26 protein-coding genes are annotated in these 24,599 nt (G+C 63.0%); 16 read left to right on the plus strand and 10 right to left on the minus strand.

What is annotated here, in order from left to right; all coding sequences use genetic code 11:
* Positions 1-5 precede the first annotated feature (5 nt).
* The gene (gene purE, locus G8767_RS07950) at positions 6-518 is read right to left on the minus strand and encodes a 5-(carboxyamino)imidazole ribonucleotide mutase (protein ID WP_095969071.1); all 513 of its coding nucleotides are present in this window, start codon (positions 516-518) and stop codon (positions 6-8) included.
* Positions 502-1,770 (minus strand): 5-(carboxyamino)imidazole ribonucleotide synthase, encoded by a 1,269-nt coding sequence (locus tag G8767_RS07955; protein WP_095969070.1) that lies wholly within the window; start codon positions 1,768-1,770, stop codon positions 502-504. The genes purE and G8767_RS07955 overlap by 17 nt, the downstream gene beginning before the upstream one ends.
* A 122-nt stretch (positions 1,771-1,892) precedes the next feature.
* Here G8767_RS07955 and G8767_RS07960 point away from each other — a divergent pair, with 122 nt between their 5' ends.
* Positions 1,893-2,474 (plus strand): GtrA family protein, encoded by a 582-nt coding sequence (locus tag G8767_RS07960; RefSeq protein ID WP_092763706.1) that lies wholly within the window; start codon positions 1,893-1,895, stop codon positions 2,472-2,474.
* A gap of 26 nt (positions 2,475-2,500) precedes the next feature.
* Here G8767_RS07960 and G8767_RS07965 read toward each other — a convergent pair whose 3' ends face one another.
* The 5 genes from G8767_RS07965 to G8767_RS07985 all read right to left on the minus strand — a co-directional run bounded on the left by G8767_RS07965 (position 2,501) and on the right by G8767_RS07985 (position 6,756).
* Positions 2,501-3,823 (minus strand): HAMP domain-containing sensor histidine kinase, encoded by a 1,323-nt coding sequence (locus G8767_RS07965; RefSeq protein WP_095969068.1) that lies wholly within the window; start codon positions 3,821-3,823, stop codon positions 2,501-2,503.
* A 26-nt stretch (positions 3,824-3,849) separates the two neighbouring features.
* Positions 3,850-4,530, minus strand: coding sequence for a response regulator transcription factor (locus G8767_RS07970; RefSeq protein ID WP_003940916.1), 681 nt, complete (start codon positions 4,528-4,530; stop codon positions 3,850-3,852).
* A 37-nt stretch (positions 4,531-4,567) separates the two neighbouring features.
* Positions 4,568-5,134, minus strand: coding sequence for a PH domain-containing protein (locus G8767_RS07975; RefSeq protein WP_095969067.1), 567 nt, complete (start codon positions 5,132-5,134; stop codon positions 4,568-4,570).
* 73 nt (positions 5,135-5,207) lie between these two features.
* Positions 5,208-5,783 carry a DUF308 domain-containing protein gene (locus tag G8767_RS07980; protein ID WP_003941007.1) on the minus strand — a complete coding sequence of 192 codons (576 nt, stop codon included), beginning with the start codon at positions 5,781-5,783 and terminating at the stop codon, positions 5,208-5,210.
* A 118-nt stretch (positions 5,784-5,901) separates the two neighbouring features.
* The gene (locus G8767_RS07985; protein WP_124566422.1) at positions 5,902-6,756 is read right to left on the minus strand and encodes a biotin--[acetyl-CoA-carboxylase] ligase; all 855 of its coding nucleotides are present in this window, start codon (positions 6,754-6,756) and stop codon (positions 5,902-5,904) included.
* Positions 6,757-6,871: 115 nt separating this feature from the next.
* Here G8767_RS07985 and G8767_RS07990 point away from each other — a divergent pair, with 115 nt between their 5' ends.
* Genes G8767_RS07990 through G8767_RS08000 form a run of 3 tightly spaced genes read left to right on the plus strand, consistent with a single transcriptional unit; the run spans position 6,872 to position 9,508 of the window.
* Positions 6,872-8,512, plus strand: coding sequence for an acyl-CoA carboxylase subunit beta (locus G8767_RS07990; RefSeq protein WP_003940853.1), 1,641 nt, complete (start codon positions 6,872-6,874; stop codon positions 8,510-8,512).
* Positions 8,509-8,850 (plus strand): acyl-CoA carboxylase epsilon subunit, encoded by a 342-nt coding sequence (locus G8767_RS07995; RefSeq protein WP_007731147.1) that lies wholly within the window; start codon positions 8,509-8,511, stop codon positions 8,848-8,850. The genes G8767_RS07990 and G8767_RS07995 overlap by 4 nt, the downstream gene beginning before the upstream one ends.
* Positions 8,851-8,866: 16 nt before the next feature.
* Positions 8,867-9,508 (plus strand): nucleoside triphosphate pyrophosphatase, encoded by a 642-nt coding sequence (locus G8767_RS08000; protein ID WP_007731146.1) that lies wholly within the window; start codon positions 8,867-8,869, stop codon positions 9,506-9,508.
* 108 nt (positions 9,509-9,616) lie between these two features.
* On the opposite strand, the gene G8767_RS08005 is transcribed toward G8767_RS08000, so the two are convergent.
* Positions 9,617-10,915, minus strand: coding sequence for an HNH endonuclease signature motif containing protein (locus G8767_RS08005; RefSeq protein ID WP_166809778.1), 1,299 nt, complete (start codon positions 10,913-10,915; stop codon positions 9,617-9,619).
* A gap of 63 nt (positions 10,916-10,978) precedes the next feature.
* Positions 10,979-12,676: an MFS transporter gene (locus G8767_RS08010; RefSeq protein ID WP_166809779.1), complete on the minus strand. Its 1,698-nt coding sequence runs from the start codon at positions 12,674-12,676 to the stop codon at positions 10,979-10,981.
* Positions 12,677-12,827: 151 nt separating this feature from the next.
* On the opposite strand from G8767_RS08010, the gene G8767_RS08015 reads away from it, so the two are divergent.
* From G8767_RS08015 to G8767_RS08055, 9 genes are all read left to right on the plus strand, one after another.
* Entirely contained in the window at positions 12,828-14,324 is a 1,497-nt protein-coding gene (locus tag G8767_RS08015) for a condensation domain-containing protein (RefSeq protein WP_166809780.1), read from the plus strand.
* Positions 14,324-15,787, plus strand: a complete 1,464-nt coding sequence (locus tag G8767_RS08020; RefSeq protein ID WP_095969060.1) for a condensation domain-containing protein — start codon at positions 14,324-14,326, stop codon at positions 15,785-15,787. The genes G8767_RS08015 and G8767_RS08020 overlap by 1 nt, the downstream gene beginning before the upstream one ends.
* A 118-nt stretch (positions 15,788-15,905) precedes the next feature.
* Positions 15,906-16,811 carry a sulfurtransferase gene (locus G8767_RS08025; protein WP_166809781.1) on the plus strand — a complete coding sequence of 302 codons (906 nt, stop codon included), beginning with the start codon at positions 15,906-15,908 and terminating at the stop codon, positions 16,809-16,811.
* Positions 16,808-17,224, plus strand: a complete 417-nt coding sequence (locus G8767_RS08030; protein ID WP_095969058.1) for a SufE family protein — start codon at positions 16,808-16,810, stop codon at positions 17,222-17,224. Before G8767_RS08025 ends, G8767_RS08030 begins: the two co-directional genes overlap by 4 nt.
* A gap of 6 nt (positions 17,225-17,230) precedes the next feature.
* Entirely contained in the window at positions 17,231-18,631 is a 1,401-nt protein-coding gene (locus G8767_RS08035; RefSeq protein WP_124566429.1) for a condensation domain-containing protein, read from the plus strand.
* Positions 18,632-18,769: 138 nt separating this feature from the next.
* Positions 18,770-20,566, plus strand: coding sequence for an acetyl/propionyl/methylcrotonyl-CoA carboxylase subunit alpha (locus tag G8767_RS08040; protein ID WP_095969056.1), 1,797 nt, complete (start codon positions 18,770-18,772; stop codon positions 20,564-20,566).
* Between the two features lie 76 nt (positions 20,567-20,642).
* The gene (locus G8767_RS08045) at positions 20,643-21,068 is read left to right on the plus strand and encodes a DUF1707 domain-containing protein (RefSeq protein WP_003940708.1); all 426 of its coding nucleotides are present in this window, start codon (positions 20,643-20,645) and stop codon (positions 21,066-21,068) included.
* On the plus strand, positions 21,068-21,418 hold the full coding sequence (locus G8767_RS08050; protein WP_166809782.1) for a hypothetical protein: 351 nt from the start codon (positions 21,068-21,070) through the stop codon (positions 21,416-21,418). Before G8767_RS08045 ends, G8767_RS08050 begins: the two co-directional genes overlap by 1 nt.
* Complete coding sequence (locus G8767_RS08055; protein ID WP_166809783.1) at positions 21,415-21,777, plus strand: VanZ family protein; 363 nt, start codon at positions 21,415-21,417, stop codon at positions 21,775-21,777. The genes G8767_RS08050 and G8767_RS08055 overlap by 4 nt, the downstream gene beginning before the upstream one ends.
* Here G8767_RS08055 and G8767_RS08060 read toward each other — a convergent pair whose 3' ends face one another.
* Positions 21,778-22,578, minus strand: a complete 801-nt coding sequence (locus G8767_RS08060; protein WP_095969054.1) for a tyrosine-protein phosphatase — start codon at positions 22,576-22,578, stop codon at positions 21,778-21,780.
* A gap of 144 nt (positions 22,579-22,722) precedes the next feature.
* Here G8767_RS08060 and uraD point away from each other — a divergent pair, with 144 nt between their 5' ends.
* The 3 genes from uraD to pucL all read left to right on the plus strand — a co-directional run bounded on the left by uraD (position 22,723) and on the right by pucL (position 24,549).
* The gene (gene uraD, locus G8767_RS08065; RefSeq protein WP_124566431.1) at positions 22,723-23,241 is read left to right on the plus strand and encodes a 2-oxo-4-hydroxy-4-carboxy-5-ureidoimidazoline decarboxylase; all 519 of its coding nucleotides are present in this window, start codon (positions 22,723-22,725) and stop codon (positions 23,239-23,241) included.
* Positions 23,238-23,567 (plus strand): hydroxyisourate hydrolase, encoded by a 330-nt coding sequence (gene uraH / locus G8767_RS08070; RefSeq protein WP_095969052.1) that lies wholly within the window; start codon positions 23,238-23,240, stop codon positions 23,565-23,567. Before uraD ends, uraH begins: the two co-directional genes overlap by 4 nt.
* A 64-nt stretch (positions 23,568-23,631) precedes the next feature.
* A complete protein-coding gene (gene pucL, locus G8767_RS08075; RefSeq protein ID WP_166809820.1) occupies positions 23,632-24,549 on the plus strand; it encodes a factor-independent urate hydroxylase in 918 nt (305 codons plus the stop codon).
* Positions 24,550-24,599 lie beyond the last annotated feature (50 nt).

A 24,599-nucleotide genomic window follows, 5' to 3' on the forward strand; every position in this document is an offset into this window, starting at 1 on the left:
GAAGATCAGCCCAGCAGTTTCTCGCGAAGCGCCTTGTCCTTGTCGAGCACCATCGACTCGAGGCTCTCCTGGAATGCCACCATCCGCTGCTGCAGTGCGGGATCGGAAGCGCCGAGAATCCGAGCGGCCAGCAGACCGGCGTTGCGAGCCCCGCCGATCGACACTGTTGCCACCGGGACACCGGCCGGCATCTGGACGATCGAGAGCAGCGAATCCATACCGTCGAGGTACTTGAGCGGCACCGGAACTCCGATGACGGGCAGCGGCGTTGCCGAGGCAACCATGCCCGGAAGGTGTGCGGCGCCACCGGCACCGGCGATGATGACCTTGATTCCGCGGCCGGCGGCGTCCTTGGCGTAGTCGAGCATCCGCTGAGGCGTACGGTGCGCCGAGACGACTCCGACCTCGAAGCGGATACCGAATTCGGCCAACGCTTCGGCTGCCGCTTCCATGGTCGGCCAATCCGAATCGCTGCCCATGATCAGGCCGACCTGCGCGCTCTCACTCACCGTGTACATCCCATCCGTCGGTCCAAACTGCGTACGAAAGCCAATGTGCTGCCCGCTCGGCGCGTTCCCGAACTGCGGCAACGTAATTCGGATCGTCGATGGATCCGGCGCCGCCCACGATGTTGACGTGCCCGATCTTGCGGTCCTTGCGCTCACCCTTGCCGTACAGGTGGATCTTCGCGTCGGGCATCCGAGCGAACAGGTGATGGACACGCTCGTCCATCGTCATCTCGGGCGCTTCCGGTGCACCCAGAACGTTCGCCATCACGGTGACAGGAGCGATCGGCGAGGTGTCTCCGAGCGGGTAGTCGAGAACCGCGCGCAGATGTTGTTCGAACTGAGAGGTGCGGGCGCCGTCCATCGTCCAGTGACCGGAATTGTGCGGGCGCATCGCCAACTCGTTGACCACGAGAGTGCCGTCCGTCGTCTCGAAGAGTTCGACGGCCATCGAGCCGACGACGCCGAGTTCGGACGCGATCCGCAGCGCCAATTGCTCGGCTTCCTCGGCAACGGCACTCGAAAGCTCGGGGGCAGGTGCGATCACGACGGCGCACTGGCCGTTGCGCTGAACGGTCTCGACGACCGGCCACGTAGCACCCTGCCCGAACGGTGACCGCGCAACCATGGCGGACAGTTCCCGACGCATCGAGACCATTTCCTCGACGATCAGTGGAACACCCTTGTTCAGCTGCTCGGTGACAATGGCTTCTGCTTCGTCCTGATCGTCGGTGATCCAGACGCCCCGGCCGTCGTAGCCTCCGCGTGTTGCCTTGATGACAAGCGGCCAACCGTGTTCGGCACCGAAACGCACGACGTCTTCTGCCCACGTCACTTCGGCGTACGCGGGTACGGGTGCGCCCAGTTCGGCAAGTTTGCGACGCATCAGCAGTTTGTCCTGAGCGAAGATCAGGGCGTGCGGCGGAGGCTGAACGTTCACGCCTTCGGCAACAAGAACCTCGAGATGTTCGGTCGGCACGTGCTCGTGGTCGAACGTCAACGCGTTGGAACCGACCGCTGCGCGGCGAAGAGCGTCGAGGTCGGTGTGACTGCCGAGCACGACGTCGGGGCTGACCTGAGCTGCCGGCTCGTCCGCAGTCCCGGAGAGCACTCGGAGCGTCTGGCCCAGGGCCACCGCCGCCTGGTGAGTCATCCTGGCCAACTGTCCGCCACCGATCATGGTGACGACGGGCATGGATGCTTTTGCCGGTCGAGGGGTGGTCGGGCGGGCGGGGATCTGCGCGGGATCGTTGTTGCCGGTCACGGCTCTCTATGTTGTCATGTGCCGCGTTCGCCCGTTCATTCAGCGTTCCCAATCTGTGATTCTGCTGATGAATCCGCGGCAAATTGGTGGTAACGCGGTTTCGTTTCGTAAACTCATCTGTTGTGCCATTTGTCGACGGGGTCATTGCCCGCATACCCCAACCGTTTCGTGACATCGCTCTGCGTCACAGCGAGCTGATCAAATTCGCGATCGTCGGCGGAACGACCTTCCTGATCGACTCCGGCATCTTCTACACACTCAAGCTGTCGATCCTCGAATCCAAGCCGATCACGGCCAAGATCATCGCCGGCGTCGTCGCGGTGATCGCGTCGTACATTCTCAACCGCGAGTGGTCGTTCAAGAACCGTGGTGGCCGTGAACCAGCGCACGAGGCTGCCCTGTTCTTCATCATCAGCGCCATCGGCGTCGTCATCAGCTTCATCCCGCTGTACATCTCCAGTTACGTCTTCAACCTGCGCGTACCCGAAGTCAGCTTGGCGACGGAGAACATCGCCGACTTCATCAGTGCGTACGTCATCGGCAACCTGCTGCAGATGGCGTTCCGATTCTGGGCCTTCCGCAAGTTCGTGTTTCCCGACGAGAATCCGGAACCGCTCGAACTATCCGACACCACGGGATTATCCGAAACCACGGCGCCTGACCCGGTCATTCCTGACGCCGAAGAGGAACTCGGGCACTCCTGAGTTTTCCGTCTGCGCGAGCCTTTCGGTCAGCGCGGCTCGCGGTGCGGAACGACGTCCGCGGGCGGAGCAGTGTTGGCCACCGGCAAGAAGACGGCGAACAAGGCAGGCTTACGCCTCTGCAGTTCCAGTCGGCCCCCGTCGGCTTCGATCAGTGCACGTGCGAGCGCCAACCCGACGCCGGTGGACCCGGCCCCCGAAAATCCTCTGTCGAAGATGTGCGGTGCAAGATCGTTCTCCACGCCGGAGCCCTCGTCGGTGACCTCGACGCACACCATCGAGTCACGACGAGACGAACTGCGACCGGTACCGTCGATCAATCGGACAGACACCGTGCACGTGCCTTCACCGTGTTCGAACGAATTGTCGACCAGAACGGAAACAGCTTCACGCAGACGCGAACCTGTGGTCGCAGCCATCACTGTGCGGTCGCCGCGTAAGCGGAGCCTGCGCCCCTCCCCGTCGAACTGAGCCTGCCAGTCGCGGGTCACCTGTTCCAGCTCGCCGACCACCGACACCAGACTCGCCGACGACCCGCTGGTGCGCGACGAGCGAATCAGGTCGTCGATTCCGTCGGTGAGCCTGTCTACTTGCGCCATGGCTTCCTCGGCCTCGTTCACGACGTCAGGATCTTCGTGAACGGACAACTCGTCCAGGCGCAACCGCACGGCAGTCAGTCGACTGCGCAGTTGATGCGAGACGTCCGCGACCAGCGCGCGCTCTCGTTGCAGCCGCACCGAAATCTCCACCGTTGCCGCGTCGAGCACGTCGGACACGCGGTCGAGTTCGGGGATGTCGTGCCGACGAGGATCCGGCCGGAAGTCACCTTCGGCGAGGCGCGCCGCCCGGTCGGCCACATCCTGCAGCGGATCGGCCAGCCGACGCGCAGTGACCACGGCGACGACGGTGCCTGCCGTGATGGACAGAAGCACGAGCACGCCGACGGCCATCACCGCTTGCTTCTGCTGGGTGCGCAGGTTCTCCGACGGCACCTCGAGGCGCAACGAGCCTGAGGTTCCCATCGCGAGCGATTCGACGAGTGCGTTCTTGACTGTCGCCTCACCGACGTCGACGCGTGCGGCGCCGTCGACGACGGTCGGATATACGACGACGAGGCGCCCGTCGTTCGGGGTGAGGACCTTGAGCGAATCGGTGTTCAACGCACCTTCGACGAGTCCGTTGGTGCCCTCCTGTGCGATGACCTCGGCGGCCATCCGGTCGAGTCGCACCCGGAGGTCACTGCGGGTCACGTCCTCCACCCAGAGCCACGCCGTGTAGATCAGCGGAACTCCCAGCAGCAACGCCGTCATGATCACGACAGCGAGAATCGACTGCAATATGCGACGCCGCATGCCGGCAGTTCCTGGTTCTCGAGTTGCTAGTCGGTGTTGATTCGGAAACCGACACCGCGGACGGTGGCAATTCTGCGTTCCACGGCGGGGCCCTCGTCACCGATCTTGCGGCGCAGCCACGACATGTGCATGTCGAGTGTCTTCGATCCACGAAGCTCGACGTCGCCCCACACCTCACGAAGGATCGTATCGCGCGAGACCACTTCCCCGGCATGCTCGAGGAGGACCCGCAGAAGCTCGTATTCCTTGTTGGCCAAGGCGATTTCGGAACCGTTGACGAGTACGCGTCGTGCCGCGGGCTCGAGTCTGATGCCACCGACCTCGACGATCGTGTCCTCGCGGCCACCGTGGCGACGCAGGAGTGCTCGTACACGTGCCATCAACTCGGCGAGACGAAACGGCTTGCTGACGTAGTCGTCGGCGCCCGCGTCCAACCCGACCACGAAGTCGACTTCGTCGGTTCTGGCGGTCAACATCAGCACGGCGAGCGAGGTGCGATGCGCACGGATCTGTCGACAGACCTCGAGGCCGTCCATGCCCGGAAGGCCGAGATCGAGAATCAACAGATCGAAATCACCTTCGAGCGCCTGCTGCAACGCAGCGGGTCCGGTCGGTTCGACGGTCACCGAATACCCTTCCCGTCCCAATGCACGGGAAAGGGGTGCGGCAATGGCCTCGTCGTCTTCGGCTAGCAATACGGCAGTCACACGAACAGACTACGGACAACACGCCTTTGCACGTTGATTACCAGCCATTTCGATCGTTCGGGTCGTCGTTTTCGACGATCGGCCGCTGCAGTGGCTGCTGTGGCGGCTGCTGCGTCGAATCGAAAACCTGGTGATACAGGAGGGCGTGAACATGCTCGACATCCGGAATGTCGTCGAACTCGAGCGGATCGTCACTGGCCGATGCGATGACCAGAGTTCCGGTCTTGAGCATTCGATCGATCAGGCCGTGGCGGAACTGAACATTGCTGATCCGCCCCATGGGAATGTCGATACCGGTGTGTGTGAGCACACCGTGGCGGATGAGCACCCGCCGATCGGTGACGATGAAATGCGTGAACTTCCAGACCGTGAACGGCGCAACCGATCGCCAGGCCACGACGCCGAGCCAGATGATTCCGACGGCAATGGACGACACGGTGCGAGCCGTGCCGTCCAATCTCGTCTGTGCGAGGCCCAACAAGAACCCGGCGACGGCCGTCGCAAGCACGAACGTCAGCGCCGGAAGCACCAACATCTTCCAATGAGGATGGCGATGCAGTATCAGTTCCTCGTCCTGAGCGAGGGCGTCTTCGGGATATCCCATGACGGGAAGTCTGCCACCCCGCACCGACTTTCAGGCACACCGACTTTCAGGCACACCCATCTTCAGGGCACGCTCAGGGCTGCGCGATCTTTCGCAGCACCAGCGGGGTCACGACGATGATGATGCCGTACAGCACCATCCATACGCCGACCACGATGCGGAAGACGTCGAGCGAGAGTTCGGGCTGCAGAAGGACGATCGCGCCCGCGACGATGCTGATGACTCCGAGCACGATCGACAGACCGCGATCGACGGTGTGCCCGGACGCTGCGTCGACCAGATCGAGAACACCGCGGAATACCCACCAGGCACCGATCACCAATGCGATCAGAACCACCGTCTGCAAAGGGCTACGGAGAACCAGGAATCCGAGGAGCACTGCCAACGCGCCGGAGATCGCGACAAGCGTCCGAGTTCCACCTGAAGCCGTCACGTCCGCGAACGAACGGATGATCTGGACGATTCCGAATCCGAACAACTGAATTGCAATGACCACCGCGACCACGAAAAGGGTGGCATCCGGCCATGCGAGTACCGCGATACCCAGGCCCAATGTGAGGACACCGAGCAGCACCGTCACGCCGGTGAGTACGCGGCGAGCGCTCTCGGCCGTCTCGGCTTCGGTCGGAACAACGATCGGTGTGGTCATGACGCCCCTAGGCAGCTCAGTAGATCCCGCAGTTAAGTGAAATGAAGGACGGACGGTTGGTTCGAAAACCGGCCAGGGCCAAAAATTAGCACTTTGGTGCCAGAAAATCCGGCAAGGCTCATGATTCGGCTACCGGGGCGGCCCGAAGGTGGGTGATATCACCCGCAGCGACCGCAAAGGTCTCCCCGTCTGTTCCCTCGATCTCGATGACGACGCGGCCGGAAGTGTCGACGTCGGTCGCGATACCGAACACCTCCTTGTCGCCCGGCAAGACCGCGCGGACTCGTTTGCCCAGCGTCCCGCAGCGCTGCCGGTATTCGGCAGCCAACACAGATGTATCCCATTTCGAGGATTCCCAAGCACGGAACTGCGTCGCCAACTCACGGGCGATTGCTCGAACGAGGGTGTCGCGGTCGACAGTCGATGCTTCTTCGACGAGGAGTGATGTAGCGGTCGGGACGGGCAGCTCCTCCACACCCAGGCTCACGTTCAACCCGATGCCCACCACCACCGCGGGATCGGGCGCAGTCCTTGCCACCTCGGCCAGAATTCCGGCAACCTTCTTGTCGCCGATGAGAACGTCGTTCGGCCACTTGAGTTCTGCGGGCACTTCGGCCACGTTGCGCAGCGCGTCGACGACCGCGATTCCCGACAGCAGCGGGAGCCAACCCATGTCCGTGAGATTCATTCCGGGCATCGACAGCAGAACCGACATCGAGATCTGCGCTTGCGGCGGACTCACCCAGGTGCGCGAATGACGGCCGCGGGCACTCGCCTGATATTCGGCGATCAGAACGTGACGGTCTGCATCCGGATCTGCCGCTCGCGCAAGGAGATCCGCGTTCGTCGAGCCGGTCTCCTCGACCACGTCGAGGCGGTTCCAGAAAACGCGCGCGTCATCGTTGTCACTGCGCACGAGTGCGCGCCGTAGGGCATTGCCGTCGAGGGGCGGTCGGTTCAAGTCGGTCCACATAGTCCCAGCCTATGACGACAGCGAGAATGTACTGGTCAGTAGCTTGAGCCTGCAAGACAGCGACAATCGGACCTGCCTTCGAAGCCCCCCACGCACTCTCGTTAAGCTCACGTCCATGACCACTGTCCAAGAGCCGAACGCGCCGGAGGCGGCGGCCGCACCCGATATCCACACGACCGCGGGAAAGCTCGCGGACCTGCGGAATCGCCAAGCCCAGGCGCAGGCACCGAGCGGCGAAGCCGCCATCGACAAGGTGCACGCCAAAGGCAAGCTGACCGCCCGCGAGCGCATCACCGCCCTCCTCGACGAGGGCTCCTTCGTCGAACTCGACGCACTGGCACGGCACCGGAGTGTGAACTTCGGTCTCGCTGACAACCGCCCGGTCGGCGACGGCGTCGTCACCGGTTACGGCACCATCGACGGCCGCGACGTCTGTGTCTTCTCACAGGACGCCACCGTTTTCGGCGGATCGCTCGGCGAAATCTACGGTGAGAAGATCGTCAAGGTCATGGACCTCGCGATCCGCACCGGTCGCCCCCTCGTCGGCATCAACGAAGGTGCAGGCGCGCGCATCCAGGAAGGCGTCGTCTCGCTCGGCCTCTACGGCGAGATCTTCCATCGCAATGTCCAGGCATCCGGCGTCATCCCCCAGATCTCACTGATCATGGGACCCGCCGCCGGCGGCCACGTCTACTCCCCCGCGCTGACCGACTTCGTCGTGATGGTCGACGAGACCTCCCAGATGTTCGTCACCGGCCCCGACGTCATCAAGACGGTCACCGGTGAAGACGTCACGATGGAAGACCTCGGCGGTGCTCGCACCCACATGGTCAAGTCCGGCGTCGCACACTACGTCGCTTCCGGCGAGCAGGATGCCCTCGACTACGTCAAGGACCTGCTCAGCTACCTGCCGTCCAACAACCAGGCAGCAGCTCCCCGCGGCGAGATCACCGACCCGATCGTCGGTTCGATCGAAGACAGCCTGACCGCCGAGGACATCGAACTCGACACCCTCATCCCGGATTCGGCCAACCAGCCGTACGACATGCACGAGGTCATCCGTCGCATCCTCGACGACGACGAGTTCCTCGAGGTCCAGGCCGAGCGCGCGATGAACATCATCGTCGGTTTCGGTCGCGTCGACGGCCGCTCGGTCGGCATCGTCGCCAACCAGCCCACCCAGTTCGCGGGCTGCCTCGACATCGACGCCTCGGAGAAGGCCGCACGCTTCGTGCGCACCTGCGACGCATTCAACGTCCCGATCATCACCCTCGTCGACGTTCCCGGCTTCCTTCCCGGAACCGAGCAGGAATACAACGGCATCATTCGTCGCGGCGCGAAGCTCCTCTACGCGTACGGCGAAGCAACGGTCGGAAAGATCACGGTCATCACCCGCAAGGCTTACGGCGGAGCGTACGACGTCATGGGCTCCAAGCACATGGGCGCCGACGTGAACCTGGCATGGCCGACCGCTCAGATCGCCGTCATGGGTGCATCCGGAGCAGTCGGATTCGTCTACCGCAAGCAGCTTCTCGAAGCCGCCAAGAACGGCGAAGACGTCGATGCACTGCGCCTCAAGCTGCAGAACGAGTACGAGGACACCCTCGTCAACCCGTACGTCGCCGCCGAGCGCGGATACGTCGACGCTGTGATTCCTCCGTCGCACACCCGCGGACAGATCGTCTCCGCATTGCGACTGCTCGAGCGCAAGGCCGTTTCCCTTCCGCCCAAGAAGCATGGGAACATTCCCCTATGACCGCAACCACCGAGGACATTCTCAGCGAAGATGTCGCACTGGCGGAGACCGCACCGACCAACGGTGCGGTAGTCGAGGGAACCGCGACGGACGCGTCGCTCACGGAGCTGACCGAGACGTCGACATCCGACGCGTCGGTCATCAAGATCGTCAAGGGTTCACCCACCGACGTCGAGATCGCAGCACTCGTCAGCGTGCTCGCTGCCGCTGCCGGCAGTGGTCAAGCTCCCGAGTCGAACGTTCCCGCGGAGACCTGGGGCGATCCGACTCAGTTCCACCGCACGCGTGCGCCGTTCTCGCCGTACGCGTACCTGAACCCCGCGATCCGTCGCAGCTGACGATCACTCTGCTGACGTGACTCAACTGGTTCTGGCTTCAGCGTCCCCGGCTCGCCTCGCAGTTCTGCGGGCGGCCGGGGTTTCGCCGCTTGTACGTGTCTCCGGTGTCGACGAGGACAAGATTGCCGACAACCTCGGCCCCGACGCCGCTCCCGAAAAAGTCGTGACGGTGCTGGCGGAGGCCAAGGCCGCCGAGATCGTTCCCGGTCTTGCCGCCGACAATCTCACCGACGTAGTGGTAGTCGGGTGCGATTCGATGCTCCTGATCGACGGGCAACTTCAAGGCAAGCCGGGCAGCGTCGATATCGCCCGAAAGCGATGGGCCGCAATGGCCGGACGCAGCGCCACTCTCTTGACCGGGCACTGTGTCCTGCGCGTCGCCGACGGCCGCATCGTTCGTATGGCCTCGGATCACAGCGCAACAGTCGTTCATTTCGCGCAACCGTCCACCGAAGATCTCGAGGCATACCTGGCAACGGGCGAACCTCTCCAAGTCGCCGGAGCATTCACGCTCGACAGTCTCGGCGGCTGGTTCGTGGAGAGAATCGAGGGTGATCCCTCGAGTGTCATCGGTATCGGATTGCCTTTGGTGCGAACGCTTCTCGAGCGTGTGGGAGTTTCCGTCTCGGATCTCTGGCGCACTCAGAGCATCTTCTGACACGATTTTCCAAGCACGAGTTCGCCAAGCATGACGACCAGCCTCGCATCGGATCTAGTTCGATGCGAAGCTGGTCGTTTCATGTTGTCCCCGAAAAGGATTGCTCCCTCAGGTAGTGAAGGTGGTGTTCGCCGGCCGCGGGTGCCGCTGCGGGTCGATCGACGGCGGCGGAATGAACCACGGCTTGTTGTCGACCCCGATCCGGATCTCCCATTTGCCGACGAACCCGGATTTGCGATGCATCAACCGATGATGCGAACGGCACAGCAAGACCAGGTTGTTCATCACCGTCGGACCGCCGTTGGCCCAGTGCCGAATATGGTGCGCATCGGTCCACGCGGGCACACACGTGCAGCCGGGGAACGCACAGCCTTTATCCCTCGCGATCAGCGCGACGCGTTGTTCGGCGGTGACCAATCGTTTCCCGGGTTTCGCATCGAGCGGCGCGCCGTGATCATCGAGCAGAACAGTGGACAGGAAACAGTCGCACCCGAGAAGCCTGGTCTGCGACACCGACAGTGGTCCGAGCCACGGCATGTGCCCGACATCGAGATCCGACACAGACCCACCACCATCAGTGGGTGTCGCGGCGCAGTCCCGGTGCTCGGCTAGATCCCGGGCACTGATGTGCACATTCACGTGCGGCCGCTGGCCGCCATCCATACCGGTCTTGGCGCAATCCAGATACCGCCGGATCAGTTCCGTGAACCCGTCCGCGGTCCGCTTCGCCGCCGACCGCGAATCCGGCGTCCCATCCGGTGCCGGGGTCGGCATCGTCAGATTCGACAACGCCGACAGCAACATTTCGCCGGTGAGGGCATCGAAATCCCCACGCACCACCACCCGACCATTCAACGTCGACGCGATCCTCAACTCATTGCGATCCACATCTTCGGCGGGCGGAATCTCATCGGATTCGAACAACCGCTCCAACGTCGCGATCACATGCCGCACCTTCGTCGTCGTCGCCTCCACACCCGACGCAGCAGCCAACAACAAATCGATACAGCGAGGCAACGCCTCCTCCGGCATCCCCTTCGGCGGCGACTCACAAAACGAGACGATCAACACGGCATGCTCGAACGAACAATCCCCGCAATCGAACCGAGCCGCCACCGCCGGAAACGGCCGCAACGCAGCACCCAACGCGGCGATCTTCTTCCCATCCCGCACCTGCAACATCGTGTTCGACGCCAACCACGCACCCACCCCGCGGCTCGCGATCACCTGATCATCCGGGCGCAACGACAACTCGTCCACCACCGCCACCCGAACAGCCTCGAGACGCAGAATCTCCGCACTCGCCGACACCGCAGCAGCCCGCAACTCAGCAGCCGTCAACTGCCACAAGCGTCCACGCAACCCCACCGCAGAACCCGACACCACATCCGACAACAGAACACTCATTGAATCCCCCCGATCCCCTGAAACACAGAGTACTCGAACACCCGTTCGAGTCAAGAGCAATTCTCAGACTGGCGAATTGACCCGAGGTAGGGCAGTCGACGCCAATCCGATACCGAGCGCAATTGCTGCGATGATCGCAAGTACACGGCGCTGAGCTTCGAGAAATGCTTCGCCGGCCGCCGCCCGGGTAGATGCGTACGCGGCATCAACTGCCACCTGAACGGATTGACCCCCGGGGCCGGCAGTTCCTTCGCGGCGACACTCCGGCGCCACCTCCATCGGCGTTCCGGACGCCAATTGGCTTGTCGCGCAATCGACAAATGCCTTTTCGGCGATATCGACGAGACCAGGACTCACCCCGGCGGCTTCAAGATTCGCAACATACTCGGGCCGCTCCCCCTGCACTGCTTGCGGAGCTTGCCCAGCGACGAGCGAGAAGAACACCACTCCGATCAAGGCCAGTCCGATTGAGCTGCCAACCTGCTGAACGGTCGGAAGCAGTCCCGACACCGAACCCGCGTGCGCGGGTTCGACCGTCGCGAGGATCGCGGTTTGCAGCGGTGCCACGAACAGTCCGAGCCCTGCGCCTCCGAGAAGCAGCGGGCCGGCGAGCGCGAGCCAGCGCGGATCGGTTCCTTCGTGCTCGAGGATGACCGACAACGCGATCAGCGAGCCGGCGAAGACGACCATCCCCAGGATCAGGACGCGGTTTCCGAGCATGCGGTACACCGCCGACGAGAGAACCGCCGCCACGCCCATTCCGACGGCCCACGGCAGCGTCATGACGCCCGCTCGCAATGCGGAGAACCCGAAGCCGAACTGAAGCGTGAGACTGATGGTGAAGATCAGGGAAGTCAGGGTTCCGAAGAATACGAACGCAAGAACCGCGCCGATCGCAAATGCTCGGTCGCGGAAGAGTTCGAGCCGAAGGACGGGATCACCGCCGCGTTTCCCCAGCCGCGATTCGTAGAGCACGAACGCCAATGCCACCGGCACCGACATCGCGAGCATTACGACAAGACCTGTAGGCCATCCACGCGCCCTTCCCTCAGCCAGGGGAAGGATCAGCAGGAACAGTGCCAGCGACGACAGCGCGGCGCCGATGAGGTCCAGTGAGCGCACATGCTCAGCGCGAGCATCGACGAGATGGAAATACCCGAGAATCAAGGCGGCGACGCCGATCGGGATGTTGACGAAGAAGATCAGGCGCCAGCCCCAGTCGAAGAGATTCCACTCGATCAGAAGTCCGCCCACCAGAGGCCCGCTGACCGTTGCCAGCCCTATCGTCGCGCCGTAGATCCCGAATACCCGCGGATGCCTCGCCTTCGGAAACAGACCGGAGATTATGGCAAAGGTCTGCGCGGACATCGAACCGGCCGCCAGACCTTGCAGACCGCGGAAGACGATCAGCATCGTCGCGCTCTGAGCGAGCCCGCACAGCAACGAGGCGGCGACGAACACGGAGAGTGCCGTCAGAAATACGACTCTGCGACCGAACAGGTCCCCCAGCCGGGCCGCAGTGATCAACGAACAGGCAAAAGCCAGGATGTACACGCTGACCATGAGCAACTGCGCCGAGACGCCGGCTCGAAGATCGACGGCGATACTCGGGAGCGCGACGTTGACGATGGTCGCATCGAGAAGCTGCATGAATGCCGCTGCCAGACTCGTCGCCAACCCGAGCCAAGGCGTCAGAGAACCAGCTCGCCGTCCGCCCTTGTGGTCGGCGCCGACAGCGTCACCTAAAGGGTCCGGAAGCACCGAATGATCCTAATCGAACAGGACGCTTCTAGAACCTGTTCTTGTTTAGATTGTAGTATTTCGGACAATTCAGTCCCCCAGATGGGATAGTTCGTCGTCTGCCCATTTTCAGAGCAGGCTTCTCGACGACACACGCAGGAGTTCTTACTCGATGGATCTGAACCTGATCACCCATTGGCACCCGCTTCCTGGACGGGTAATCGAATGGGGCGTCACGCACGCTTCCGCTCAGAGAGCCGCCGAAGCCGAGATCGACCGAGAACTACCCCCGACCACGATGCAGGATCGCCACTTGCGACGCGCCCGCGTCACCGCAGAGAAGGGCGATCCGCAGTCTCCATGGATCGGCATCGCCTTCGATTTCGCCGGAACTCTCGACCGCGACGCCATGACCAGGGCCCTGCAGCGCTACGTCCGTCGCCACGACACACTCCACAGTTGGTTCTCGTTCGACGAGGCCACCACTGACGCTGCGGACACCTCGTTCGAGGTCCGTCGTCACGTCGTGCCGGTCGAGGGAATCGAACTCGAGTACCGCGTCGGCGACGACGTCTCCGAATCCGAGGCGATCCGTGCGCTCGTCGCAACCAAGTTCGCCACGGAAACCAGCGCGCTGCAGTGGCCGGCATTCGTCTTCGGTGCCGTCGAGCACGATCACACCGACACGGAAACCGCGCCCGGTTTCACCCTGTTCCATGCCGTCGACCACGCTCATTCGGACATGAACTCGATGGTGCTGATGTACGCGGAATTGCGTCAGCTCTACGCAGCGGAAACGACCGGGTCACATCCCGAACTAGGCCCGGCGGGAAGTTACGCGCAGTTCGGTCGTATCGAGCGCGAGCGGACAACCGAACTGACGATGCAGTCACCCGAAGTTCACAAGTGGCTCGGTTACCTCATGCGCAGCGGCGGCTCGTTCCCCGGATTTCCTCTCCCGCTGGGCGCCGAGGACGCCCCCAAACCGGCAATCGGTTCACGCTTCGATTTGGCCGACGACGTCGAATGCGAAAAGTTCGGTGCGATCTGTAAAGCAAACGGGGCCAACTTCATCGGCGGGATCTTCACGGCACTCGCGATCGCGGAATTCGAACTGGCCGGGCGCGACAAGTACATCGCTCTCTCGCCGGTCAGCACGCGAACCGAGGCCGACTCGTTTGCGCAGGGTTGGTACATCAACCTGATCCCCGTGGGAATAGACGTCGACGACAAGCGACGTTTCACCGAGTTGGCGAAAGTCGGGCAGCAGGGTTACCACGACGGCAAAGCGCTGTTGGACGTTTCCGTTCAGCAAGTCATCGACCTCGTTCTCTCCAGCATGTCGGACGAGAATTCTTCCGCTCCCGGCGGCCTGTCGAAGACGCTCACCCCGCCGCCGATCGTCTCGTACATCGACGGCCGACGCATGCCCGATCCATACAGTTACGTCGAGACGAAGGCAACGGGAATCGTCGGCGGCAAAGAGACTCAGATCGCATCGATGTGGATCAACCGGATGCACACCGGCACCTGGATCGCCGTGTCACACCCTGACACCCCCACGGCGCACGAATCTGCCACCCGCTTCGCCGAGCATGTCTCCACCATCATCAAAACTGTTGCAGCTCAGGGCGACTACTCGTTCTCGGCACCAGAGGGAGCGTCCTGATGCATGTCACCTCGATCGATCGATACGGACTCGAGCCGGGAATCGTCACCGAATGGTCGCTCCAGCCTGCAGACGGTGCCGTCACCGAGTCCGAGGTACCACCGTCGTACAACCAGCATTTTCATCTCGAAACTGCGCGAACACACGGCATGGGCCGGAGCGTATGGATGGCAGCGGCATTCGATCTTCCGGGCGAACTGAATCGGCCGGCACTCGATCTCGCGTTGCGCCTGTTCATCAGTCGCCATGACACGCTGCACACAGGGTTCGAGGTCGGCGAGTTCACCACCACCCGAATGGGTCTCGACCCCGACGGCACACATATCGAGACTTCGGAACCGCTGAAGTTCGATTCCACCGAGAATCTGCGAGCGCACCTCAAGAAGCGATTCACGACGGTCTGCGATCCACTGACCTTCCCCGCCTACACATTTGCCACGGTCGAACGCGAAGAGCACTACACAGTCCTGAGCGCCTTCGATCACACACTGGTCGACGGGTACTCGTTGGTCATCGCTCTCGGGGAACTGCGACAGATCTACGAGGGGCTGATCGCCCTACCCGACCTGACCGACCACTCGGCGGTCGACGCAGTGATGAGCCGACTGGGTGACCCGGGAAGTTTCGTGCGGTACTGCGAACTGGAGGCCGACGCTCTACTTCCCGTCGACAACGACCCTCGAATCCGGGAGTGGGCAAGGTTCTACGAGATTTGCGGTGGTACTTCACCGAGTTTCCCATTGGATCTCGGCGTCGAGGGCGGAAAGCCCGCGCCGCAGGGCGCCGATGTGCGCGTGCTGCTCGACGAGGAGCTGACGGCGACGTTCGACGAGATCTGCCTGTCCGCCGGCGGTAGCGTGTTCACCGGAATCCTCACTGCGATGGGTCTTTCCGTCCACTCGTACACCGGACAGGCGACGCTTCCCCTGCAATTCCCGCTGCACATCCGCAAAGATCCCCGTTGGGCCGACGCGATCGGCTGGCTCACCACCAGCGCGCCGATCACGGTCCGGATCACTCCCGACGCGGATTTCGGTGCATCCCTTGCACATACGCACGCGTCGTTCCGAGTTGCGTTGACGCTCGAGGGCGTCACCATGGCTCAGGTTCGAGATGCTTTGGGCGACAAGATTCGACGCACGCGCACCGACGTCTTCATGGTGTCGTACATCGATTACCGCAAACTGCCCGGCACCGACGATCACGATCTCCTCAACGCTCATCACATCAGCAACGTGACGGTCGCCGACGATGCCCAGTTCTGGATTTCGCGAACGAACCGTGGTCTCTCGCTGCGGTCGCGCTTCCCGGACACCGAGACGGCGAACGAAACCATGGTGAATTTCCTCACCGAACTCGACCGGATTCTGAGAGAGGTCTGCGCCCGGGGGGTAACCCCGATCGGAAGTGTCACCGAACAATTGAGAGATTCGAGCGTCGGAGCAGGAACACCGAGAATTTAGTATCGGCAACGGGTACGAGCAGGCAGAACCTGCTTCCGGGCGTCTCACCTTGCGCACAGCGCATAGAATCGATCAAGTCCGTGTTCGAACCGAACGATTCGCCTTCAGGAGTACGCCCGTGCCCGTTGCCCCCGATCCCTCAACCGCGTTTGCCGAGTTCGCGCATCCCGACCGGTTGGTCTCGACGGAATGGCTCTCGGCGAATCTCGGTACGCCGGGCCTCAAGGTCGTCGAATCCGATGAAGACGTGTTGTTGTACGACGTCGGCCACATTCCCGGAGCAGTGAAGATCGACTGGCATCTCGACCTCAACGATCCGGTCACCCGCGACTACATCGACGGCGCGAAGTTCGCAGAGTTGATGAACCGCAAGGGCATCAGCCGCGACGACACCGTGGTCATCTACGGCGACAAGAGCAACTGGTGGGCCGCCTACGCACTGTGGGTCTTCACACTGTTCGGCCACGAGGACGTCCGTCTTCTCGACGGTGGCCGCGACGCATGGATCGCCGAGAACCGCGACACCGCTTTCGACGTTCCCGACATCACGTCAACCGATTACCCGGTCGTCGAGCGCAACGACGCTCCCATCCGCGCATTCAAGGACGACGTTCTCGCACACTTGGGCGACGGACCGCTCATCGACGTTCGATCTCCGCAGGAGTACACCGGCGAGCGAACCCACATGCCCGACTACCCCGAAGAGGGCGCGTTGCGCGGTGGACACATTCCCAGCGCTCTCAGCATCCCGTGGGCGAAGGCAGCGGCACCGGACAGCCGCTTCCGCACCCGCACCGAACTCGGCGAGATCTACGGCGATCTGTCGGCCGACGACAACATCGTCGCGTACTGCCGCATCGGTGAGCGTTCCAGCCACACCTGGTTCGTGTTGACCCATCTTCTCGGCTACCCGAACGTTCGTAACTACGACGGTTCCTGGACCGAGTGGGGCAATGCAGTGCGCGTCCCGATCGTCCAGGGCGAAGAGCCCGGCGCATTTCCTTCCCCCGTATCGGCGTCATGAACGCTCTTCCTTCGGCTCTGGCCGAGATCGTCGACGACTTCGCAGCCGTGGGCGCCTCGGACAAGCTCACCCTTCTTCTCGAGTTCAGCCGAGAACTACCGCCGTTGCCGGCGGAGCTCGAGCAGAGCGCGATGGAGCCGGTCCCCGAATGTCAGTCGCCACTGTTCCTCTCGGTCGACGATTCGGACCGCGACAACGTCCGCCTGTACTTCAGCGCTCCCCCCGAGGCTCCCACCACGCGCGGCTTCGCATCGATCCTCGCGCAGGGGCTCGACGGTCACAGCGCCGACGAGATCCTCGGTGTACCCGACGACTTCTATTCGGCGCTCGGTCTCGCAGAAGCTGTGAGCCCGCTCCGTCTGCGCGGAATGTCGGCCATGCTCGCGCGCATCAAGCGGCACTTGCGGGGCTGAAAAAACATGGAGTTCACCGAACTGGCCGACTATGCGATTCCGGCCGGCGCACTCGTCGAATGGTTGCCGTGCGCAACCGGGCCCTGGGTTCCGGATCCGCGGCCCGTCTCCTACATTCACGAGGCACATCTCAGCCGTTCCGCTGCAGGCGCAGGCGACAAGTCTTGGCTGGGAACAGCTTTCGAGATTTCCGGCCCACTCGACGTCGATGCGTTCCGAGTCGCTCTCGGCCGGTGGATCGATCGCCACGAAGTTCTGCGCTCGCATACCGTCCTCGAGCCGTCGAGCGGCGAGATCACCCGGCATACCGTCCCGATCGGCGGGATCGACATCGGCGTCGTCAGCCACGGCTACGACGCGTCCAGCCAGGACAACTTCGACCACCTTCACCGCTTGTTCGACGACTACGCCTCCCCGCACAGTTGGCCGTCGTACGTCTTCGCGACGTTGACGCCACGCGGTGGCGACGGTCCGTTCACCGTGTTCTTCGCGGCGGATCACTCGATCATCGACGGTTTCTCGATCGTCCTGGTCGCCCACGAGATCGGTGCGCTGTACCGCGAGGCTTCGACCGGTAGTGCTGCAAATCTGTTTCCGGTGGGCAGCTACGTCGATTTCGGTGCCGTCGAACGCGAGCAGATGGCCGACATGGAAGCCGAGAAGGCTGCGGTCGAGATCTGGCGTAAGGCTCTCGGTACGGACGGGTTACCCCAGTTCCCGCTACCGATCGGTGAACGTGGAACCGATTCTCAGAACGGCCTGTCGACCTGGCTGCTCGACGCCGACCAGTCAAAGGCCTTCAGTTCGACGTGCGCAGCCGCCGGAGTCGGGTATTTCGCCGGACTTCTCGGTGGTCTTGCGGCTGTGGGTCGCGAGGTCGCGGCGGCCGATCGATTCGAGGTCGTGACGCCGGTCCACACCCGCAGCGCTCAGGAGTGGGCGGGGGCGCTCGGTTGGTTCGTCGGCCTGTGCCCGGTCGAGTTCGCGGTGGGATCGGACTGTTCGTTCGGCGACCTCGCGTCCCGCGCCGCCGAGTCGATCGCTGCGGTCAAGCCTGCCGCTGCGGTTCCGTTCGACCGGATCGGCGAGCACCTCGGAACTCCGATCCGACCGCGATTCGTGGTGTCCTACATGGACGTTCGCTTTGTACCGGAGGCCGCTCAGTGGCCTGAGTGGAACGCGCGAGCACTCCGAAGCAAGGCGTACACGCACGACGTCTACATCTGGATCAACCGCACACCCCACGGCCTCAATCTCGCAGTCAGGTATCCAGGCAACGAAACGGCGAACGCCGCGGTCCACGCCTACGTGGCCGCACTGCGCCGGACCATCGACGACATCGTCACCGAACCGGACAAGCACACCTCCGACAGCTACTCATCGGTAGTTTTCGAAACCGTTTCCTAAGCCGGAGTGAGCTTTAGCGATCCGGTTACAACCAGCGTCGAAGCGATGCATACACTCCGAAGTGATGCCAATCCCCCGATGGTGAAATCCCAGAGGAATACACCGCGGAGACAGACTATGCGAACCACAGGAGGCTCAGTGCCCAGTCATGCCAGCGCGCACATTACGAAGGTGCTTGTCGCGAACCGCGGTGAAATCGCGGTACGGGTCATCCGGGCGGCCAAGGATGCCGGCTACGGCAGCGTTGCCGTTTACGCCGAGCCCGATGCAGAAGCGCAGTTCGTGAAGCTCGCAGACGAGGCATTTGCCCTCGGTGGACAGACGTCCGCCGAGTCCTACCTCGTGTTCGACAAGATCCTCGACGCAGCCAAGAAGTCCGGCGCCGACGCCATCCACCCCGGATACGGCTTCCTCTCCGAGAACGCCGACTTCGCCCAGGCCGTCATCGACGCCGGTCTGATCTGGATCGGTCCGTCACCGCAGTCCATCCGCGACCTCGGAGACAAGGTCACCGCACGCCACATCGCGGAGCGCGCGAAGGCACCGATGGCGGCCGGCACCAAGGACCCCGTCAAGGGTGCCGACGAGGTCGTCGCATTCGCCAAGGAATACGGCGTACCGGTCGCGATCAAGGCTGCCTTCGGTGGCGGTGGACGCGGCATGAAGGTCGCCCAGACCATCGAGGAAATCCCCGAACTGTTCGAGTCGGCCACCCGTGAGGCCATCGCAGCCTTCGGTCGCGGCGAATGCTTCGTCGAGCAGTACCTGGACAAGGCCCGCCACGTCGAGGCTCAGGTCATCGCCGACCAGCACGGCAATGTCGTCGTCGCCGGTACCCGCGACTGCTCACTGCAGCGTCGCTTCCAGAAGCTCGTCGAAGAGGCTCCCGCTCCCTTCCTGACCGACGACCAGCGCGCACGCATCCACGCGTCCGCGAAGGCCATCTGCAAGGAAGCCGGCTACTACGGCGCCGGAACGGTCGAGTACCTGGTTCAGGGCGACACCATCTCCTTCCTCGAGGTCAACACGCGCCTGCAGGTCGAGCACCCCGTCACGGAAGAGACCGCGGGCATCGACCTCGTGCGTCAGCAGTTCCTCATCGCCAACGGCGAAGAACTCTCCATCAAGGAAGATCCCACCCCGCGTGGACACTCCTTCGAGTTCCGCATCAACGGTGAAGACGCCGGCCGCGGCTTCATGCCTGCCCCCGGCCCGGTCTCCGTCTACCGTGAGCCCACGGGCCCCGGCGTTCGCGTCGATTCCGGTGTCGTCGCCGGCGACGTCATCGGCGGACAGTTCGACTCCATGCTCGCCAAGCTCATCGTCACCGGTGCCACCCGCGAAGAAGCCCTCCAGCGGGCATCGCGCGCCCTCGCCGAGTTCGAGATCGACGGCCTCGCGACCGTCCTCCCGTTCCACCGCCACATCGTCGAGAACCCGGCATTCGTCGGTGACGGCGAGAAGTTCGACATCTACACCAAGTGGATCGAAACCGACTGGGTCAACCCCATCGAGCCGTACGCGGGCGCCGGTGCTCCCGTAGACGACGAGGACGAGGCTCTGCCGCGTCAGAACGTCGTCGTCGAGGTCGGTGGACGTCGCGTCGAGGTTTCCCTCCCGGGCCAGTTCTCGCTCGGCAACGGCGGCGGCGCTGCCTCCGGTGCGATCCGCAAGAAGCCGAAGGCCCGCAAGCGCGGCGGCGCCGGCGGCGGAGCAGCATCGGGTGACGCTGTCACCGCTCCGATGCAGGGCACCGTCGTCAAGGTCGCAGTGACCGAAGGCCAGGAAGTCGCGGAGGGCGATCTGATCGCCGTTCTCGAAGCCATGAAGATGGAAAACCCCGTCAACGCGCACAAGGCCGGTGTCGTCACCGGACTGTCCGTCGAGCCGGGTGCAGCAATCACGCAGGGAACGGTTCTCGCAGAACTCAAGTAGGGCCTCCGGCCCCGTGCGCCTTTCCGGTAGTCCCCACTACCGGAAAGGCGCACAGTCGTTTGAGTAGGCTGTAACGATGGCTGACGTCCCCGACATTCGCATCGGCACTGCAGAACGCGAGCAGGCACTCGATCTTCTGAGCGAGCATTTCGCCGCAGGCCGCCTCACCGTCACGGAGTTCGACGAGAGAAGCGGAATCGTCAGTGCCGCAACAACTCGCAGTGAACTCGTTCCGGTGTTCGCCGATCTGCCGGGCAACTATCAAGCCCCCGGCACCGCTCCCCTGTCGATGGTGACGCCTCCCGACGCACCGGCGGAGCGCGGCTTCAACCCCGACTGGTCCGGTCGTGTCATGGCTGTCGTCCCGATTCTCGCGGTGATCTTGTTCTTCGTCACCGGTACGTGGTTGTGGTTCCTCGCGATTCCCCTGGCCGGTGCGCTGCTGTTCGGTACCGACCGGGAACGCAAGGCCAAGCGCCGCCGCGAACGGGACTCCGACTGATGGAGCCGATCGAGATCAACGCAGGCGGCTGGTATCTGCGGGCACTGCGCGCAGACGAGCGTGTGGACGACCGCCCCGCTCTTGCCGACGGCGGTATCACCGACCCCGATTACGTGAGTCAGCGGAGCGCTCAGTGGCACGAGAACAGCGTCTACTCCTGGGCAGTGTGCCAACCCAACACCGGTGAGCTTCTCGCCGAGGTCGTTCTGACGCCTCTCGACTCCACCGCCCTGCTCACCGGCTGGGCCCGCGACGGGCACAACGAGGCACTCACGACAGCTGCCGACGCCGTGACGAGGTTCGCCGAAGGTGCACTCGGGCTCGTAGTGGTCGAGGGGCAGACGAATTGAAGAACAACCGGTACTGGCCGCTGGCGATAGCCGTGGTCGTCGCTCTGATCATGCTCTTCTCTCCGGGCTCCACCGTGCCGTCCAGCCCGGAGAACACCGACAAGATCACCCACACGTTGATGTTCGCGGTATTGGCGATCACCTCGTTGCACGCCCGGATCCCGGTGTGGCTCACGGCGGTGTGGTTGGTGATCTTTGCCGCGACATCCGAGGTTCTTCAAGCAGCGCTGCCCATTTCGCGTTCGGGTTCGATCTGGGACGGCAGCGCCGATCTGCTCGGCATTGCCGTCGGGATCGGTATCGTCAGCCTCGTGACGCGGCGTCGAAACGCCCACAACGACCAGCCGAGCAGGTTCTGATCAGCTGAGCAGGTTGCTCCGCAATTGTTCCTGAGTCGACGCGTCGATCTTCAAGCCGTCGGTGAAGTAGGCCTCGATGGATCCGTGAACCTGTGCGAGCTCTGCCATCGACGCCTCCAGGTACTCGCGCCTGACACCGAGGACACCTTCGAGCAGGGTCGGGTCGATACCCTTGGCCTCGAAACGCTCGAGGAGCGGCGCGAACATCGGCAACAGAACCTTGTTGGTTTCGAGGTAGTCCGCGAAGACCGCGTCCTCGGAAGCCCCCAGGAACAGCAGCAGCGCGGCTGCGGCCCAGCCCGTGCGGTCCTTGCCCGTGGTGCAGTGAACGAGTGCCGGCGAGCTGGCCGGCTGCGCCAAGTCGACGAACAGTTGCCGGTACGACGCGACCGCACTCGGCAAGGTCACGAAATCGCGGTAACTTCCCTGAAAGTACTCGAGCGCCTGGCCGCTGCCCAACGCTTCGGCAGCAAACGCAGGGTCGGCGATCATCTGCTGCATCTGAGCCGGAATGGCGCGATACTGCTTGTCCGCCAGGACATCCAGGCCGAGTTCACGGATACCGTCCGGCGTCAGGTCCGGTGCCGTTTCCCGTTCGGATTCGGTGCGCAGATCGTAGATCGTGACGATGCCCAGATCGGCGAGGGTCTGTGCGCCGTCCGCGCTGAGCGATGCCAGATCAGTGGAACGAAACACGCTCCCGGTGCGGACGGTGCCTCCGAAGCTCGATTCGGGGCCACCGATGTCTCGGAGGTTCGCCAGCGACGGTACGACGGAAGACAACTTCGGAGTATCGGTCATACCTAGAATGTATCGGGCGTTCGACCGTGCCGGACAAGAGCCGGACCAAAGCCGGACAGGGCCGGCGAAAGAAAGTTTGCGACGCATCATCTCCCGTAATTGCTGCGCTACAGATCCGTAACATGCTCAAGTAATCCTGTGGACATGCCTACAACGAATTCCAGTGGTCTCAGAGCCTTCGATGCGCTCGGAGACCACCAGGCAGTCGCGGCGCTGCTCGAGTGTTGCCATTCCGCCGTGTGGGCACAGGAAATCGCCTCGTCTCGCCCGTTCGCCGATCTGGAGGCACTGCTCGACAAAGCAGATGCGGTGCTTGCCGAGCTTCCCGAGTCCGAGATCGACGACGCACTGTCCGGCCACCCGCGAATCGGAGAGCGAACAGAGAGCGCGGCCTCGGCCAGGGAACAGTCGGGAGTCTCGTCCGCGACAGAAGATGTACTCGCGGAACTTCGACAAAAGAACGCCGAGTACGAGGACACATTCGGCCATGTTTACCTGGTCTGCGCGTCGGGGAAATCTGGGACCGAGCTCCTCGACATCCTTCGAGGCCGTCTCCGAAACGACCCGGCGACCGAGCGTTCCGTGCTTCGAACCGAACTGGCCGCCATCAATCGGATCAGACTCGCCCGTCTGATCGATTCACTCGCCGGAGGCGCAGCATGAGCAAGACCCTCAGCACGCACGTTCTCGACGCTACGACGGGCAACCCCGCGGCGGGGATTCGCGTCGAACTTCGTGATCGAGACGGCGCCACCCTCACCACTGCGGAGACCGACTCCGACGGCCGTATCCCCGAACTTGCTCCCGGCGGTCTGACCGCCGGCCACTACACCCTGACTTTCGACACCGGAACGTATTTCGAGACCACCGGACAAGAGAACTTCTACCCGGAAGTGACAGTGACCTTCCGGGTGGACGACACAGCACGGGGCTATCACGTCCCACTGTTGCTGTCGCCCTTTGCTTATTCCACCTATCGCGGGAGCTGAACACGTGACTACCGAAAACATCACAACCGGCAACATCACGACCGGCAATACAAGCGCCGAACGGTTGAGCGGATCGATCGAACTCTCGGGTCACCAGTACGGCAAAGCGGAAAATCGAGTAGTCCGAATCTACCGAGACACCCCCCGTCACGAGATTCACGACATCAACGTCTCCACTTGCCTGCGTGGAGATTTCGCCGATGCGTACCTCACCGGTGATCAGTCGAAGGTTCTGCCGACCGACACGCAGAAACAAACGGCCTACTCCTACGCCAAGGAAAAAGGCCTGATCTCGATCGAGCCGTACGGACTCGAACTCGCCCGTCATTTCGTCGATGACATCGAACCGGTCAGTGGCGCGCGGATCGAGATCGAGGAATACGCCTGGGAGCGTGCGATTGTCGACGGCAGCGAGCACGACTACACCTGGATTCGGAAGGGTCAAGAAGTTCGGACGGCGTCGATCACCATCTCCGACGCCGGGACGGCCGATGCCGGGACGTGGGTGATCGGCGGCTTGAAGGACCTGGTGATCCTCAAATCAACTGGTAGTGAGTTCTCGGGTTTCCTCGAAGATCCGTACACAATCCTCGAGCCGACCGACGACCGCGTCATGGCGACGACGTTGGTCGCCCAGTGGCGATTCGTCACCACCGACGTCGACTGGGAATCGGTCTACGTGGGCATCAAGGCACAAATTGTCAAACAATTCGCGCAGGTACATTCACTTGCCCTGCAGCAGACGCTCTTCCACATCGGCAAGGCAATTCTCGAAGAGTTTCCGATCATTGCCGAGGTTCGACTGTCCGCACCCAACAAACATCATTTCGAATATGCACTCGGCCGCTTCGGAGTCGAGAACGACAACGAGGTGTTCCACGCCGCCGATCGTCCGTACGGCCTTATCCAAGCCGCGGTCAGCCGATCCGACGCGCCTGACGCGGGACCATCGTGGACCACCTATGCCGGCTGGTTGTCGTGACCGAATCAGCGCTCGGGGCAACACTCGTCATCGCCAATGCCCATGTGGTC

It is taken from the genome of Rhodococcus sp. IC4_135 (genome assembly GCF_011602025.1).
In the GTDB taxonomy this organism is placed as follows: Bacteria; Actinomycetota; Actinomycetes; order Mycobacteriales; family Mycobacteriaceae; genus Rhodococcus_F; species Rhodococcus_F baikonurensis.